The sequence below is a fragment of the Spongiibacter thalassae genome (genome assembly GCF_012272835.1).
GTDB classification, from domain to species: domain Bacteria; phylum Pseudomonadota; class Gammaproteobacteria; order Pseudomonadales; family Spongiibacteraceae; genus Spongiibacter; species Spongiibacter thalassae.
The window spans coordinates 701,147-716,974 of the sequence record NZ_JAAWWK010000002.1 but is presented as its reverse complement, the minus strand read 5'-3'; the positions used below and the strand labels follow the sequence as shown (position 1 = coordinate 716,974).

The following is a 15,828-nucleotide window of genomic DNA, read 5'->3' as shown; positions in this document are numbered from 1 at the left end:
GCCGCAACATGAAAAACGTCAAGTGTCGCACAGATTGGCCCGCAACGGAGTGATCTAATTGGCCCGCAACGGAGTGATCTAATCTGTGCAGAACGCGTTATCAAGGTCTGTTAACACCCATTGAATCGGCACTGCTGCGCCTGCAAAACCACAACAGGCACCAAGCAATTTGAGTCAGCGGTGCCTAGCTAGACCAGTCGCAGGGGTAATTCCCGCAGGCGCTGCCCGGTTGCCGCAAATACCGCGTTGGCCAGGGCGGGTGCCACTGGTGGCACTGCCGGCTCACCCACCCCGCTTGGACGGTCCTGAGCGGGTAACACATAGACCTCTATATCTGGCGACTCCGGCAGCCGTAACATTTGATAGTCGTGGAAATTACTCTGCTCGACAGCACCGTCTTTCAGGGTAATTTCCCCCTTCAAGGCAGCGGTCAGCCCGAACACAATGCCACCTTCCATTTGCGCGACCACCATATCGGGATTCACCGCCAGACCGCAGTCCACCGCACACACCACTTTATGCACGCGGATCGTTTTACCCTCTACCGACACATTGACCACCTGGGCAACCACAGTGCGGAAGGACTCGTGAACGGCAATCCCCTGATACTGCCCTGCCGGAGGATTCCCCCAGTCAGCCTTATCGGCGACAAGTTTCAATACCTTGGCGTAGCGCGAATCCTCGTCGAGCTGACCAAGCCGAAAGTCCAGCGGATTTTTCTTCACCTTGTGGGCCAGCTCGTCAATAAAGCTTTCCATAAAGAAGGCATTCTGCGAGTGCCCCACCGACCGCCAATACCCTAGCGGGGCAGTGCGCTTTTGCATCACGTAATCAGCGCGCTGGTAGTCGAACTGATAGGGCTGCTTCGCCAAGCCCTCGGTCGCCGACGGATCAGAGGGAGCTGCCAGCCCGCCAATCGTCGAGTGAGTGGCATCGGGCACCCAACGGGGCATAAAGCTCTGCGTCATCAATGGGATAAATTGACCGAAAATACTCGGCGCAACCGCCTTGCTTTGCAGGCTGGTGACCTTGCCATTGTCTATGGTCGCGGTCATCAGCGCGGTAGCACAGGGCCGGTACAGGTCGTGGCGAATATCATCTTCACGACTCCAGACCAAGCGAATCGGCGCGCCGGAGCGCTGGGCAATTTTTGCCGCCTCTACGATATAATCGGGAACAATTTTCCGGCCGAAACCACCACCAAGCAGCTGGTTATGCAGAATGACCTGGTCCTCGGAAATACCCAGTGCATCAGCGACCATTCCCTGTACAAACTGCTGCGACTGGCAGCCGCTCCAGATTTCCATTCCCCGCTCGGTTCTGACCGCCAGAGCATTGGGTGGCTCCATGGTGGCATGGGCCAGCAAGGGCACATCGTAGCGCTGCTCAAAGCGCTCTCCGCGGGCCAGTTCCGCACTGCCCCGCTCCTCGACATTCTTCCCCGGCTCACTGTCGGCCAGGCGATGGCGCTCGGCCCGCAGCGCGGCACTATCAACACCTTCCAGCGGTCCCGCCTTCCAGGTCACCTTAATCTTGTTTGCCGCCTGTCTGGCCGCCCAGTAGCCCTTTGCCACCACTGCCAGCGCACCGTCGATTTCCAGCACTTGCGACACCCCTTTGGTGGCCAGTGCCGCCTGAGCATCGTAGGACTCGAGGCTGCCACCAAAGTGTGGGCAGCGTACCATCACCGCCGTCAAGGTATTGGGATATTGAATATCCAGACCGTATTGCGCAGCGCCGGTAACCTTTTCCTCACCGTCGAGGCGAGTCATTTTCTTGCCGATAAACCGGTATTCGCTGGGCGCTCGCAGGGTAAGCGACTCAGGCCTGGGCAAAGTGCGCGCCAACGACACTGCTTCAGCATAGGGGACAGTCCCCTTCGGCGAACTTAACACGCCGTCGATCAGCGCGACCTCAGTTGCGGCTATGCCGTGGAGCTGGGCCGCGGCCTGCTTCAGCAGCGCCGACACCATTGCACCGGCTTCGCGCAGCGGCTCAAAGCTGGTACGCAGCGACGAACTGCCGCCGGTAATCATCGCGTAAAACTCAGGGTCGGCAAAATCGGGGTGATAGCGGGCGTGTTCAACAACGATCATCGACGGCGGCATATTCAACTCCTCCGCCACCAGGGTTGCCATTCCCGTCAGGGTGCCCTGCCCCATTTCGACTTTGGCCAATTGCAGAATAAAGCGCCCATCCGGGGTCACCTGCAAATAAGCACTGGGTTGCAGGTCTTCAGCGTTACGATGGGGCAAGGGCATCCGCCCGCATCCGGTCATCGTCACACCCACAACAAGGGCACCGGCAGTAATCGCCGTGCCCTTTAGAAAATTACGGCGGTTAAGGGTCATCACACCACCTCCTGCTGCACAGCTGTGCCAGTGCCCGGGTCGAACACCTGCACTGCCGCCAGCGAGGCCGCGCGATGAATCGCTCGCCGAATACGGGGGTAAGTGCCGCAGCGGCAAATATTGCCCGCCATAGCCGCGTCGATTTCTGCATCAGAGGGGTTAGGCTGGCTCGCCAACAGCGCCACCGCCGACATGATTTGCCCGGACTGACAGTAGCCGCACTGGGCGACATTCAGTTCTTTCCAGGCCTGCTGAACCGGATGCAAGGCCGAGTCGCTGGCAATACCTTCAATGGTGGTGATCGCCTGGCCCGCAGCGGCCTGAACGGGAAAGCTGCAACTGCGTATAGGCGAGCCATTCAGATGAACCGTGCAGGCACCGCACAGCCCCAACCCGCAGCCAAACTTGGTGCCGGTCATGGCCAATTCGTCGCGAATCAGCCATAACAGTGGCATGGAGGGATCGACATCCACCTCCAACGGCTGACCATTCAGCGTAAAACCTAACTTCGCCATCTACCCTCCCCGGACTACAACATGTCAAAAACCGGACAGAATTCGCCGGCCAAGACCGACGATTATGGCGAAGTTGTCACTGTAAACCTATTACATATCGTTAATTTAACGGCTAAAACCTGAACACAATATCCATCGACAGCACATCTGCCGACGACTCGAAACTCTGCTCGTCGTCGTCCAGCATATAATAGTCGTAGGCCAGCGACAGTGACGCCTCCCGCGACAACTGCATCATCACACCCACCCCAAAATAGGGGTCTGTCCCCTCTATGGTGTACTCACCGCGCCGATCGTTGTCCTCAACATGACCGTCCATCGACCAGCCGTAAAGACCAAAGCGCGTAAACACCGCTGCGGGCTCGGAAAGCGGCGAATGCAACCTCACCCCGAGAAAACCGCCGCCGACATCACCGTCCATCTCGACCTCCCCCGCCGCGTAGCCATTCGCCGCACGTCGACTGCCATCAGACTGCGCCACAGCGTGAATTTCACCCAGACTGGCGATACCAAACTCAACCGCCACATTGGGTGTAATAACCAGACCCACCCCAAAACGTACGGCGGTCGAGTCAGTATCCAACTCGATATCACTCAAAGAGCCATCCCCAAAACCATGACGAAAATCCGCGCGACGATAATCAAACTCACTCAATCCCAGACCACCAAATAAATACATGCTGGTATCCCGGTGAGAGGAATAAGAAGGACTATGCAAATGACCCGCCGTGGCCGTAGCGGTGGCTAGGCAAAGGCAAGCGGCAGACACAAAAGATGAAATTTTCATTGTGGGACTCTCCCTATTAGTTGGCGCCAGTATGGGAGGTGGGAACTGAATCGGTGCTGAATGGGTAAAGGTCACCCGCAACAAAGCACACGATAACATCTGATGTGATCAGGCTCGCCAGAACGAAGGGGAGCGGAGGCAAACAGCCCGTCTACTAGTAAGTCTACTATTGGATTAAACGGCAAAAATAGGCAACGGCATTGAAAGGCAAGAGAGTGCCTGGAACTTATTGGTGCCCGGGGCCGGACTTGAACCGGCACGACATTGCTGTCGGGAGATTTTAAGTCTCCTGTGTCTACCGATTTCACCACCCGGGCGGAAGGGCTGGCAATGAGGGCAAAGGCGCTCAAGGCAGTAGAGAAGGTTCGGGAGTCTAATAGCATAGCCCCCGAAAATCAACGTCTTAGCTGGCTTTTTCCAGCACTTGGCGGCGCTGTAGGTAAATCACTCCACCACCTATCATAGCGAGTAACAGGCAAAGTGCAGTGGCGGGGTATTTAATCGCCATTATCAACGGGCTTAAGCCCACCCTTACCACTGCCCGCGCCGAGGGCGATTCTGCAATGGCATTGGCCAGCGGCGGCGAGTGGCGGTAGTAAAATTCGACGAAATGACGGCCCAGCGGGAAGCTGAGCAGCACCTCGTCGCGAAACTTACGAAGCACCCAAACTTCGTCGGCCAGAAAGCTGCCATAGGCTGCGGTGGCGATAAAACAAGGGCCACCCCCGCCACCGCCACTACCCACCGACGGTGCAGGAGCAGGGCCAGGAGCTGGCGGTGCTCCGTCGCGCCCAACCCGCTCCTGTAGTAGCACTGCGGCGGCATCTACGTCGATCAATCCAGCGCCTGTAACATCATCGGGGCCAGCCGCAGCCCGAAACCCGGTAACGTCAATCGCCGAATCCGCTAACGCCGCCCGCAGATCGGCGAGGGTTGCCGCCGGAAATGTCTGCTTGAGTATCGCCAGGGCAGCCGCCAGGTTGGGCGCTGCTGCAGAGGTACCAAAGAAATTGGGAAATTCATCGTGCTCACCACTTTCCCGTGGCGTACCGGTTAAACCACCGAGAAAGGTGTTGTTATTGCCGTCGATAGCGCTGATGGTCGGAGCATAACGCTGCGACACCAGGTAGTTGCCATTGCGATCAAACTGCACCGGCTGAACGCCCCCCCGTGAGGTGAAGGATTCAGGGTCAATCGCGCCAGTGGTGTATTTTTCCGGGACAAATTCCGGCGACTCCCACCAGGGCACCGCTGCGACAGAGATAATACCGGGGGCAAGCGCATGGCCCCAGCTGCTGGCATAGTTGAAGGCGGGCTTGGCCTCCAACACATCTGCGCCGGTATACAGCAGGCGAAATTCCAGGGGTACAGAGGGCTGCTGAGGGATGGTGTCCTGCCGACCTTTGTAATGCTCTACCGCTATGTAAAAGGTCTTTGGCGCACCCTCGGTAACCAGTTCAACCCACTCGACGGGGTCGCCGGAGGGCGCACCCGTGCTCCCCTGGGGATCACGGCTACTGGCCACAAAGCCGGGTTGACCGCTCTGCATCGACGACACCCTTCGCTCTGTGGTGACGTAAAGGTCAAGGTCAATTTGCGCGCCACGGTCGGAGCGCACCGTCGCACCGGGCTGGTTCCAATTCAGAACCACATACAGCTGGGAATTTGGCGGCAACGTCAGTTCAAGGTAGGGGTCTGTCCCCTCCTCTGACCAGTTGTGAAGGTCGTTGCCGGTGGGCACGTTTTCGGTGCCGTTTTCATCTACTACGGGGTTAGCGTCGCGAAACACATAACGATGGCCTTGATCACCATCGTTGCCCACCGCAGAGAGATAGGGAATGCCCTGCTCAACGCATCGACCAGCGGCGATGGCTGGCAGGTCGTCCTGGTAGTTGTTCTCGACGACAAACAGAATATCATCGACCACAATCGTGGCATTACCATTGCTGCACAGGGTATCGATACCTTGTGCAAATTCCTGTCGACTCACGCCTGCGGTGTGGAAGGCCAACGCTGCCCCTGGGGCCACGTCATGCACCAATTCCGCCATCGCAGCGCCCTCATCGGTACCGCTTGTGGCGTCTTTGAATAAACGCACCGATGACGGTAAGTCGCCGCTTCGCTGTGGCTTGCTACCCTGCAGTTGGCCAGCCACTCCCCGCGCCGGTGTGGTCGAGGTTGTTCGCACATCGTCGGTCACGGCAAAACTGTCTGAGAGAATGCCGACAATCTGACCTTCGCCGTCAACACTGTAGCGACTGGCCATCTGGTCGCTGCGCATGGCTAGACCCGCGCGACTGGTTACACTGCCCCGGCGCAAAATGGCGGGCGGCGCGGTGCGAATACTGCTGACCCAGGGCAATGTTGCCAATTGCTCAAGCTCTGAGGCATGGCTGATCCTGAGCGTGGCGGAACGACCGTCGCGACTGACGAACTCCGGGACTAAACCTAATTCGCTGAAGCGCGCAGCGGCGCCGGCGTAGTCCAGCGACTCCAGACTGACCACCACGAGGTCACTACGCTCCACCGACAGCCGAGTACTGCGCTGCACACGCGCGCCGTCAGCGCTACTGAAGAAGTGATCTTGCAGGTGACTGCCTAGCTTGCCATTTTTACCGACGAACCCGCCATCGGCGGCTAGCGCCACTAGTGGCGACCACGCCAAACCAGCAAGCACAAAAGGGATCAAGCAACTGCGAGAGCGAAACTCGGGTCGGTTTGGCATAGAGAATCCTGTTACAGGGAGTCGAGCGGTCAGTCATCCAAACTCACCATTGTTACGCCTTCAAACTGCTGCAAGCGCTCCAGCTCGTCGCGGCTGGAAATTTTTATACGAATAATTTCAAACGCCGGATTCGCGTAAACCACAGAGTAGCCCTCGATGCGAAGGCGTTCAAGAAGTGGCGAACTCACCCCTGCCTGATGACGCAGGTTCATCTCCACTCCGTCGAATGTCTGCTCCCCTGACTGCAATAGCGCGAGCACGGGAATATCGTACAAGGTCTGGATCCGCGTGCGCTTTTCCTGCGCCTGATCCTGCCGCTGCTGCTCCTGGCCGGAACAGGCAAATGGGCCGACAACAACGACAAGCACAGCGGTCGCCAAAAATACTATCGATCTGACTATCATTGGCACCTCCTGTTCATCGGCTCCGGAAAATTAAGTTGCATCGCCGCTGTTGCGGCCTTTGGTTGACCCAACGCATCACGCTCGTTCGCCTTACTCGGCAAATAAGTACCTACCGCAGCAATGATCCAATTAGCGCTGCCACGCTCTCCCAATCTGCGTTACACACTAACCGTTTTAGCGCATTTGCGATGTAAGGGATTTACGTATGCCGACAAACACATTCACTATTCCATATATATGTTTTTTCGCATATGATACCTGCCAACAAAATGCCCCAAAGAAGGAAGCACCGTGACGCCAACCAGCCTGTCGCCCTTGCAGCTATTCAAATGCCTGTCGGAAGAGACGCGACTACACAGTATTGGCTTGATCTACCTCGCCGGTGAACTGTGCGTTTGCGACCTGTGTGACGCGCTGAACGTTAGCCAACCCAAAATGTCCCGGCACCTCGCCGAGCTGAAAAACTGCTCCTTGCTTGCGGCAGAGCGTCGGGGAAAGTGGGTTTATTATCGACTGCACCCGCAGCTACCGGACTGGGCGAGCGAGATCGTTGCGCACACCAGTCACACCCTGAAAAACCAATTCAACCTCCCCCAGCCACCCGTTAGCTGCGCGGAAGATAGCCGCTGCAACTGAGAATATTAGCGAAGGAAATCCCCATGAATATCTTGTTCGTCTGCACCCACAACCGCTGCCGAAGCATTCTCAGCGAAGCCCTGCTGCGGGACATCGCCGGTAACGACATTGCCGTGGCAAGCGCAGGCAGCGCCGCCTCTGGCCAGGTTCACCCCCTGTCGATCGCACATCTGCGCCGGGAAGGCATCGACACCACTGGCCTTCACAGTAAATCCTGGGACGATATCGAAGACTTTGCCGCCGATGTTGTCATAACTGTGTGCGACTCCGCCGCCGGGGAAGCCTGTCCGCTCTGGCTGGGGAATGCTCTGAAAATTCACTGGCCGCTGAAAGACCCCTCCTCGATCGCTGGCAGTGAGCAGGAAATCGACGACGCCTTTACCGCCTGTATCGAAGAAATTCGGCAGCGCTGTGCACTGCTCCTCGACCTCGTTCAGCGGGGCCTTCCCACGACAGACTGGCCCGCCGCATTGGCAAGCACTGGCGCGACAACTGGCAAGGGGAACTGAAATGGGTGTATTTGAGCGTTTTTTGAGCCTGTGGGTGGGTCTTGCTATTTTGCTGGGTGTCGCCGCCGGCACGCTGGCCCCGGACGCCTTCGCAGTAGTTGCCTCATGGGAATATGCCCACGTTAACCTGGTGGTAGCAGCGTTAATCTGGCTGATGATTTACCCGATGATGCTGCAAATTGAATTTTCCGCCATTCTGGAGGCCGGACGCCGCCCCAAAGGCATTGTGCTAACGGTGATTATCAACTGGCTACTCAAGCCACTGACCATGACCCTGCTCGCCTATTTGTTCTTTGAGTTTCTGTTCGCCGACTGGGTCGATCCCGCTTCAGCCAAGGAATACATTGCGGGCATGATTCTTCTCGGGGTTGCTCCGTGCACCGCCATGGTGTTTGTTTGGAGTCAGCTGACCAAGGGTGATCCCAATTACACACTGGTGCAGGTTTCGGTCAACGACATCATCATGGTGTTCGCCTTTGCGCCGATTTGCGCCCTGCTGCTGGGGCTTAACGACATTTACATCCCCTGGCAGACCCTGCTGCTGTCAGTGGTCCTTTACGTGATACTGCCTCTGGCTGCCGGGATTCTCACCCGCCGCGCACTCCAACCGGAGGCCCTGGGCAAGCTGAGCAAGGCTATCAAACCCTGGTCCATTCTCGGCCTGCTGGCCACCGTAGTACTACTGTTTGCCTTTCAGGCAGATGTATTGCTGAATTCGCCGCAGATTATTGTGATGATCGCAATCCCCCTGCTCATTCAGACCTACGGCATTTTCTTTATCGCCTACGGCATCGCCTGGAAACTGCGCCTGCCCCACAACATCGCAGCGCCCGCGTGCATGATCGCCACCTCCAATTTTTTCGAACTTGCCGTCGCGGTGGCCATTTCCGTATTCGGTTTGCATTCCGGCGCCGCTCTGGCAACGGTGGTTGGCGTTCTCGTCGAGGTGCCTGTCATGCTGTCACTGGTGGCCCTTGCGAACCGCAGTCGGGCTTACTTCCCAACATCACAAGATGGAAATTAATACTTTTATATCAAAAACTTAACAAACACTACGGCACGCATAACCAGCGGAGGGCATTACCCAAAAAGGAGATGGGGTGCACATTAAACTGTGACAATACGCATTTTTACGTAGTCACTATTGTGCAAACCCCTACGCCGACGCATACTAAAAGCGTTAGAAACAAAGGCGGGAAAATAATTATGCGTTTTTCAGATCTGAACTGCTTTGTAGACTTGCGCTGTTTCAAGCAGAGCTCCTTTTACGACGTTCCGGTAAAAGCCCTTCGCCACGAAGACTTGCTGGATTTTCTTATGCGTATTGAGATGGTCGATGGCAAAGCGGCCCGCGCCGACGCCATTCACCGCCTAAAGGTTGCTGGCCGACAGGCACAACAGAACGGCTGGATCGACGATGGTGCCCGCCTGATGCCCAGCGACCTCGGCTCGATGTCTGACGTCAGCATTCTGATCTCCCGTTTTGACCGCGGAGAGCGCGCCGCAATTATGTTTGCCCTGAGTGAAGGCACCAGCCTGATTGAAACCATCACACTGAAGCGCACCGACCTGCGCAAGCGTTCGCTGTCACCCGCGTCGCGGCAAATCGCCGAACGCATGCCTGCCCACATTCACTGCGAGTGGCTGTTTTGGCGCGAATGTGGCGGTATCGCCGTACCATTAAGCAACCTGCCAGGCCGCTGGGCGCAGAAAATGCCTATCAGCTGGGAGATATTCAGCAAAACCTTCCACCAACGCTGGGACTCACACTACCCACCGGTCAGCAAGCAAGCCTAACCCTACCCCGCCTTTAATGAAGGGCAGGTCGATCTGACGTGCCCTACTCTCCACCTCCCCCATGCGATAAACAATCTCTCAGCGAACGTATATTTCAATCACAGGGGTCTGTCCCCCAAAACGAGGGACAGACCCCATGGCCGGTATCGGGGTCTGTCCCCGCTTTCGGAGGGGACAGACCCCAACACACGCAGACATGCCGAATATGGCGATTGAATACTTGCGGAGAGTGGTTATTGATCGGGAGAGTCCCGTAGAAATGGAGGCGCGGGTCGGAATCGAACCGGCGTACACGGAGTTGCAGTCCGCTGCATGACCACTCTGCCACCGCGCCTTTGATCGTTTTGTTCTACACGTTTTCGTGTACACCGGCACGATAACCGGGTTTTCACAGGCAATAATTGGAGCGGGATATCGGGTTCGAACCGACGACCTGTACCTTGGCAAGGTACCGCTCTACCAACTGAGCTAATCCCGCAATATCTGAACAAACCTGCCGTTGGCCTGCTGTTCAAGAAGGCGCCTATTCTAGTCACTCACTGCGCGCTGTCAAGGAAAGTTGCTGATTTTTCGCAATTTTTTAACGTCGGGGCGCTATTCCGCCCCTGAGTCGCGAAGGTCTGGCCACGCGGCGTGAAGATAGATCAACATCGACCACAACGTGAGTACAGCGGCGACATACATGCAGCTCATGCTGGCGATGTACCAGTGACCACCAACGGTGGGATCAACCATTAACAAGCCAACAATGGCGACGATCTGGGCCGCCGTTTTCACCTTGCCAATGTACGACACCGCCACACTGGTGCGCTTACCCAGTTCCGCCATCCACTCCCGCAGTGCCGAAATCACAATTTCACGGCCAATAACAATCACCGCCGGCACGGTAAACCACCAGGCATCATAACGCTCGATCAGCAGTGCCAGGGCAACCGCAACCATCAGCTTGTCTGCCACCGGGTCCAGAAATGCGCCCAGGGGCGTAGACTGCCCCAACTTCCTCGCCAGATAGCCGTCCAGCCAATCTGTAACCCCCGCCAACGCAAACACCAGCGCGGTAGCGGTATAGGACTGGGGTATCGGCAAATAGAACAGCACTACGAACACCGGTATCAACAGTATTCTGAAAAGTGTCAGGGCATTGGGTATATTCATAAGACTCTCAACAGTTTCGGCGGCACCATTCTAGTGCTTTTCTACTCACTGCGCAGTCCTTCATAGATATCCCGCGCGATTTTCTCGCTAATACCCGGAACAGTGCTCAAATCCTTGATGCTGGCCTGGCGAATGGCCTGCAAGCCGCCAAACTGACGCAGCAAGTCCCGTCGCCGCTTGGCTCCCACTCCCGGAATAGACTCAAGGCCGGAGGTTCGGCGGGCCTTATCCCGCCGCGCCTTGTGGCCTGTTACCGCGAAACGGTGGGATTCGTCGCGAATGTGCTGAATCAGGTGCAGTGCCGGGCTGTTGTCCGGCAGGGTGATCTCACGACCATTGTCTCCGCGAATCAACACCTCGAGCCCCGCGCGACGATCACTTCCCTTGGCCACCCCGAGCATCATCAAATCGACCACACCCAGCTCGGCCATAACTTCCTGCGCCTGACGCAGCTGACCTTTGCCACCGTCTATCAACAGCAGGTCGGGGCGCGGAATTTCACCGCTGCTGATACGCTTGTAGCGACGTGTCAGCGCCTGGCGCATGGCAGCGTAGTCATCGCCGCCGACAACGCCTTCTATGTTCATCAGCCGATAGTCGGACTTCAGTGGGCCATTGCTGTCGAATACCACGCAGGAGGCCACCGTCGCTTCACCACTGCTGTGGCTGATATCAAAGCACTCCAGCCGCTCCGGCAAGCTGTCGAGGTCCAGCGCCTCCTGCAAGGCCTGAAAGCGCCCGGCCATGCTCGCTGAGGCCGCCAGTTTATTACGCAAGTTCTGTTCCGCTGCGGTCACCGCCAGCTGCAACCATTTTGCCCGGTTGGCCCGCACCCGGGTGGAGATCACCACCTTGCGCTCACAGTGCTCACTCAGGCTACTCGCCAACAGTGACGCGTCGGGCAGTTCAACATTGCACAGCAACTCTCGCGGCATATCCACAACACCGCTGCCCGCCAGGTAGTGCTGGGCAATAAATGCCTCAATATGACGCTCAACGCCTTCTTCCAAGGCGCTCTTGGGGAAATAACTGCGACTGCCCAGCACCCGCCCGCCTCGAACGTAGAGCAGCTGGATGCAGCTCATACCCGCAGCCACCACCCCGGCGATAATATCCAGGTCGCCGGATTCTCCTTCGATACACTGGCTCGCCTGCACCTGCTGCAGAAAGCCGATTCGATCGCGCAGTTCTGCGGCTTTCTCAAATTCCAGCGCCTCGGCATGGCGTTCCATATCATCTGCCAGCGCGAGCCGCAGGGCGTCGCTTTTACCGGTGAGAAACATCTCGCTGTGTTGAACATCCCTCAGGTAATCATCGTCGCTGACCATTCCCGCACAGGGACCGGTGCAGCGACCAATCTGGTACTGCAAACACGGGCGACTGCGATTGCGGTAGTAGCTGTCCTCGCACTGGCGCACCTTGAACACCTTCTGTAGCCAGCTCAGGCTTTCCCGAACGGCGCCCGCACTGGGGTAGGGGCCGAAATACTGCCCTTTGCCCCGTTTGGCGCCCCGGTGAATACTCAGCCGCGGGTGCCGGTGGTCGCTCAGGTATATATAGGGATAGGATTTATCGTCCCGCAGCAGAATATTATAGGGCGGTCGGTACTGCTTGATCAGGTTCTGTTCCAGCAACAGCGCTTCGCGCTCGGTACTGGTCACCGTGACTTCGATATTGGCGATCCGGGCCACCAGGGCCAGAGTCTTGTTGGTCAGCCCGGCGCTGCGAAAATAGCTGCCCAGGCGATTGCGCAGGTTTTTTGCCTTACCCACGTAAAGCACCTCGGACTTGTCATTGAGCATGACATAGACACCGGGTTTGCGGGTAACTGTGGCGAGGAAACGCTTGTGATCGAATTCAGAGGGTTCAGCCATACTGCCATTTACTGCCCGGGGCTCGGCGCCTCAATCAGGCCGTGGCTGATCGCCAGCAGCGTCAACGCAACATCTCCGGCCACGTCGAGCTTCTCGAAAATGCGATAGCGGTAGCTGTTTACGGTTTTGGTCTGAATATGCAGAGTATCGGCGATGTCCTGCACCCGCAAACCGTTGCCTATCATAATACTGATTTGAATTTCCCGTTCTGACAGGCTTTCAAAGGGCGAGCTGACTTCGTCGTCGTAATTTTTAAGGGCCAGCGCCTGAGCAATTGCCGGGCTGAGATAACGTTTGCCCTTTGCCACCTGGCGCACGGCCTTGATAATTTCATCGCCGGCATCAGCGCCACTGCCCTTGGACAAAAAGGCTGAGGCCCCGGCTTTCATCAGTCGACTGGGGATCGGCTCCTGCTCACAGGCACTGACGGCGATAATTTTGGTTTCGGGGGCCACCTGCTGTAGTTTGCGGGTCGCTTCAAGGCCACCCATTCCCGGCATGCGAATATCCATGAGGACGATATCGGGCTTTAATTCACGACAGCGCAGAACAGCTTCTTCACCGCTGCTTGCCTCTCCCACCACCTGTATATCGTCGGCGTCATCGAGCATTCGGGATATACCCGTTCGAACCATCGCGTGGTCATCGGCGACTAGAACTGTGATCATACATTGCCTCCACACCCAAGCCTCTAAACGATACCATTGCGTTCGCGCCCAAGCTACTCCAGATAGGATAACGACGCCGATTGTTACACCCGCGATTCGGTCTGGTCATCGCAGCTAACGACATCCAGCGCGCACGCTACACCACCCGAGGCTCAATCTCTAACGACACGCCAAAGGTCTCGCGTACGTCTAGTTGAATTGCCCCGGCCAGGGCCATCAGCTCTGCCCCGCTGCCATTGTCGTAGTTCACCAGCACAATGGATTGACGAGGGTGAACCCCTACCGGCCCCATTCTTTGCCCCTTCCATCCGCACTGTTCCACCAACCAGGCGGCGGCCAGTTTGACCTGCCCGTCCGGCATCGGCCAATGGGCAGCGTCGGGCCAGCGCTGCAAAAGGCTTCGGGCTTCCTCCTCGGGAATCAAAGGGTTTTTAAAAAAACTGCCCGCATTGGGCTCAAGCTGATAATTTGGCAGGCGCGCTCCACGTATTCGGGCCACGCAGGCCGAGACCTGCTCCGGGCTTACCGTTGCCAGGTCGACGCCCTGCTCCAAAAGCGTGTTTTTCACAATGTCATAGGACAGGACGGGGCGAGGCTCGGTATGCAGGCGCAGGCACACCTCAACAATAATGTAATGAGCCCCCTCGGCCGACTTGAACAGGCTGTCGCGATAGGCCAATTTGCAATCCTGCGCTGACAGCTGTCGCAAACTGGCTGTCTGGCGATCCCACACCGTCACCGACTCCAGAACCTCTGCCAACTCGACGCCATAGGCGCCGATATTCTGCACCGGGGCAGCCCCCACCGAGCCGGGTATCGCAATAAGGTTTTCAATACCGTACAAACCCTTCCCGAGACAATGTTCGACCAACGCGTTCCAGTTTTCCCCGGCAGCGGCGTGAACCAGGCAGTTTTGCCCCTGCGCTTCCTGGCGTACGCCGGTCATGGCCAGATGGATGACCATTCCCGGGTAGTCGCCACTGAACACCGTATTGCTGCCACCGCCGAGCAACAGCACAGGTAAATGTTGCTGCTTGGCGTAGTCCAGGGCCTGAATCAGGCTTTCAACATCGGTGACCGCACAGAAGTGCGCCGCCGTCGCCGGCAACGCCAGAGTGGTCAAGGGAGCCAATGCGTATTCGCGGGATACCGCCACAGTCATGCGGGTAAATCCTGTTTGAGTCGAGCGATCAGCCCGCGCGACCCGGCCTCCACTAACTCAAGCACCTCGACAAAGCCTTCGTCGCCGCCGTAATAAGGGTCGGGGACTTCCCTGAGTGCTGTATCACCAAAGGACAGAAACAGGGCAATATGCGCCCGGCTGGCGCCGGCGAGCGAGCGCAAGTCAGCCAGATTGCTGTTGTCCATCGCGAGGATATAATCGTATTCGTCGAAGTCGGCCGCACAGACCTGGCGCGCGCGCAAGGGCGACAGGTCATAGCCCCGCTGTTGCGCCGCAGACAGCATTCGCGGGTCCGGTGGTCGACCCACATGCCAATCGCCAGTGCCCGCTGAATCTACCGCAACCCGATCCGCCAATCCTGCCTCCGCGAGCTGGTGCAACAGCACGCCGTGGGCTGCCGGCGAGCGACAAATATTGCCGAGGCAGACCAGTAATACCCGCAGTTCCGGCTCAGCCACTGGCGGCTCCCAGAAGTTGTCTGACTTTCTCCAGATCAGCCTGGGTGTCTACCCCGCCCGGAATGGCCACACAACTTTCCTGCACATGGATACGAACGCCATTTTCCATCGCCCGCAGCTGCTCAAGACGTTCACAGCCCTCCAGCTTACCCAGTGGCCACTGGACAAATTGATTGAGAAATCCTACCCGGTAGCCGTAAATACCAATATGTCGCCAATACTTCTGATCCGCCGGCAGACCCTGGGTATTCCCCGGCTGCCAACCGTCGCGGCAATAGGGGATCGGCGCGCGACTGAAATACAGCGCGAAACCCGTCTCATCGGCAACCACCTTGACCACATTGGGGTTCATCACGGTGTCGATATCACCGATTTCTTCCATCAGGGTGCTGATCCCCGCCTCGGGGTGAGCCGCAAGATTGGCGGCCACTTGCTCAATGGCGGCCACCGGAATCATCGGCTCATCGCCCTGAACATTGACGACAATTGCATTGTCGGGCAGTCCCAGCTGCTGCACCACTTCCTGTAGCCGATCGGTACCACTCTCATGGGTGGCCCGGGTCATGCAAACCTGCGCACCGAAGCCCTTACAGGCATCAAATACCCGTTGGTCTTCAGTGGCGATCACCAGCTGTTGGGCGGCGCTTTGTCCCGCCCGCTCCCAGACATGTTGAATCATCGGCTTGCCGGCGATGTCCATCAGCGGTTTGCCTGGCAGACGGCTGGATGCATAACGAGCAGGAATAATAACGGTGTAACTCATAAT

At 57.4% G+C, this 15,828-nt stretch carries 15 protein-coding genes and 3 tRNA genes; 4 read left to right on the top strand and 14 right to left on the bottom strand.

The features are described from left to right. Positions 1–188 precede the first annotated feature (188 nt). The 6 genes from HCU74_RS07445 to HCU74_RS07420 form a co-directional block, all read right to left on the bottom strand. The gene (locus HCU74_RS07445) at positions 189–2,351 is read right to left on the bottom strand and encodes a xanthine dehydrogenase family protein molybdopterin-binding subunit (protein ID WP_168449764.1); all 2,163 of its coding nucleotides are present in this window, start codon (positions 2,349–2,351) and stop codon (positions 189–191) included. Next, on the bottom strand, positions 2,351–2,866 hold the full coding sequence (locus HCU74_RS07440; RefSeq protein ID WP_168449763.1) for a (2Fe-2S)-binding protein: 516 nt from the start codon (positions 2,864–2,866) through the stop codon (positions 2,351–2,353). Before HCU74_RS07440 ends, HCU74_RS07445 begins: the two co-directional genes overlap by 1 nt. Positions 2,867–2,978: 112 nt before the next feature. Further along, entirely contained in the window at positions 2,979–3,653 is a 675-nt protein-coding gene (locus HCU74_RS07435) for an outer membrane beta-barrel protein (protein WP_168449762.1), read from the bottom strand. A 230-nt stretch (positions 3,654–3,883) separates the two neighbouring features. Further along, positions 3,884–3,970, bottom strand: a tRNA-Leu gene (locus tag HCU74_RS07430). Between the two features lie 86 nt (positions 3,971–4,056). After that, positions 4,057–6,378, bottom strand: a complete 2,322-nt coding sequence (locus tag HCU74_RS07425; protein ID WP_168449761.1) for a CFI-box-CTERM domain-containing protein — start codon at positions 6,376–6,378, stop codon at positions 4,057–4,059. Between the two features lie 29 nt (positions 6,379–6,407). Continuing rightward, positions 6,408–6,782, bottom strand: coding sequence for a hypothetical protein (locus HCU74_RS07420; protein ID WP_168449760.1), 375 nt, complete (start codon positions 6,780–6,782; stop codon positions 6,408–6,410). Positions 6,783–7,073: 291 nt separating this feature from the next. Between HCU74_RS07420 and HCU74_RS07415 the strand changes: the two genes are divergently transcribed. The 4 genes from HCU74_RS07415 (at position 7,074) to HCU74_RS07400 (ending at position 9,724) form a co-directional block, all read left to right on the top strand. Then, positions 7,074–7,418 (top strand): metalloregulator ArsR/SmtB family transcription factor, encoded by a 345-nt coding sequence (locus HCU74_RS07415; RefSeq protein WP_168449759.1) that lies wholly within the window; start codon positions 7,074–7,076, stop codon positions 7,416–7,418. A gap of 23 nt (positions 7,419–7,441) precedes the next feature. Beyond that, positions 7,442–7,927, top strand: a complete 486-nt coding sequence (locus HCU74_RS07410; protein ID WP_168449758.1) for an arsenate reductase ArsC — start codon at positions 7,442–7,444, stop codon at positions 7,925–7,927. A 1-nt stretch (position 7,928) separates the two neighbouring features. Beyond that, positions 7,929–8,951 carry an ACR3 family arsenite efflux transporter gene (arsB, locus tag HCU74_RS07405; protein ID WP_168449757.1) on the top strand — a complete coding sequence of 341 codons (1,023 nt, stop codon included), beginning with the start codon at positions 7,929–7,931 and terminating at the stop codon, positions 8,949–8,951. 182 nt (positions 8,952–9,133) lie between these two features. Further along, the gene (locus tag HCU74_RS07400) at positions 9,134–9,724 is read left to right on the top strand and encodes a hypothetical protein (RefSeq protein WP_168449756.1); all 591 of its coding nucleotides are present in this window, start codon (positions 9,134–9,136) and stop codon (positions 9,722–9,724) included. A 260-nt stretch (positions 9,725–9,984) separates the two neighbouring features. Here the strand turns inward: HCU74_RS07400 and HCU74_RS07395 are convergent. From HCU74_RS07395 to kdsB, 8 genes are all read right to left on the bottom strand, one after another. Next, positions 9,985–10,058 (bottom strand) — tRNA-Cys (locus HCU74_RS07395). 68 nt (positions 10,059–10,126) lie between these two features. Continuing rightward, positions 10,127–10,202, bottom strand: a tRNA-Gly gene (locus tag HCU74_RS07390). A gap of 116 nt (positions 10,203–10,318) precedes the next feature. Further along, complete coding sequence (gene pgsA, locus HCU74_RS07385) at positions 10,319–10,879, bottom strand: CDP-diacylglycerol--glycerol-3-phosphate 3-phosphatidyltransferase (RefSeq protein WP_168449755.1); 561 nt, start codon at positions 10,877–10,879, stop codon at positions 10,319–10,321. A 41-nt stretch (positions 10,880–10,920) separates the two neighbouring features. Then, the gene (gene uvrC / locus HCU74_RS07380; protein ID WP_168449754.1) at positions 10,921–12,753 is read right to left on the bottom strand and encodes an excinuclease ABC subunit UvrC; all 1,833 of its coding nucleotides are present in this window, start codon (positions 12,751–12,753) and stop codon (positions 10,921–10,923) included. Between the two features lie 8 nt (positions 12,754–12,761). Next, on the bottom strand, positions 12,762–13,421 hold the full coding sequence (locus HCU74_RS07375) for a response regulator (protein ID WP_168449753.1): 660 nt from the start codon (positions 13,419–13,421) through the stop codon (positions 12,762–12,764). Between the two features lie 136 nt (positions 13,422–13,557). Next, positions 13,558–14,583: a UDP-N-acetylmuramate dehydrogenase gene (murB, locus tag HCU74_RS07370; protein WP_168449752.1), complete on the bottom strand. Its 1,026-nt coding sequence runs from the start codon at positions 14,581–14,583 to the stop codon at positions 13,558–13,560. Further along, positions 14,580–15,062 carry a low molecular weight protein-tyrosine-phosphatase gene (locus HCU74_RS07365; protein ID WP_345889665.1) on the bottom strand — a complete coding sequence of 161 codons (483 nt, stop codon included), beginning with the start codon at positions 15,060–15,062 and terminating at the stop codon, positions 14,580–14,582. The genes murB and HCU74_RS07365 overlap by 4 nt, the downstream gene beginning before the upstream one ends. Next, entirely contained in the window at positions 15,055–15,825 is a 771-nt protein-coding gene (gene kdsB, locus HCU74_RS07360) for a 3-deoxy-manno-octulosonate cytidylyltransferase (protein ID WP_168449751.1), read from the bottom strand. The genes HCU74_RS07365 and kdsB overlap by 8 nt, the downstream gene beginning before the upstream one ends. Between the last annotated feature and the right edge of the window lie 3 nt (positions 15,826–15,828).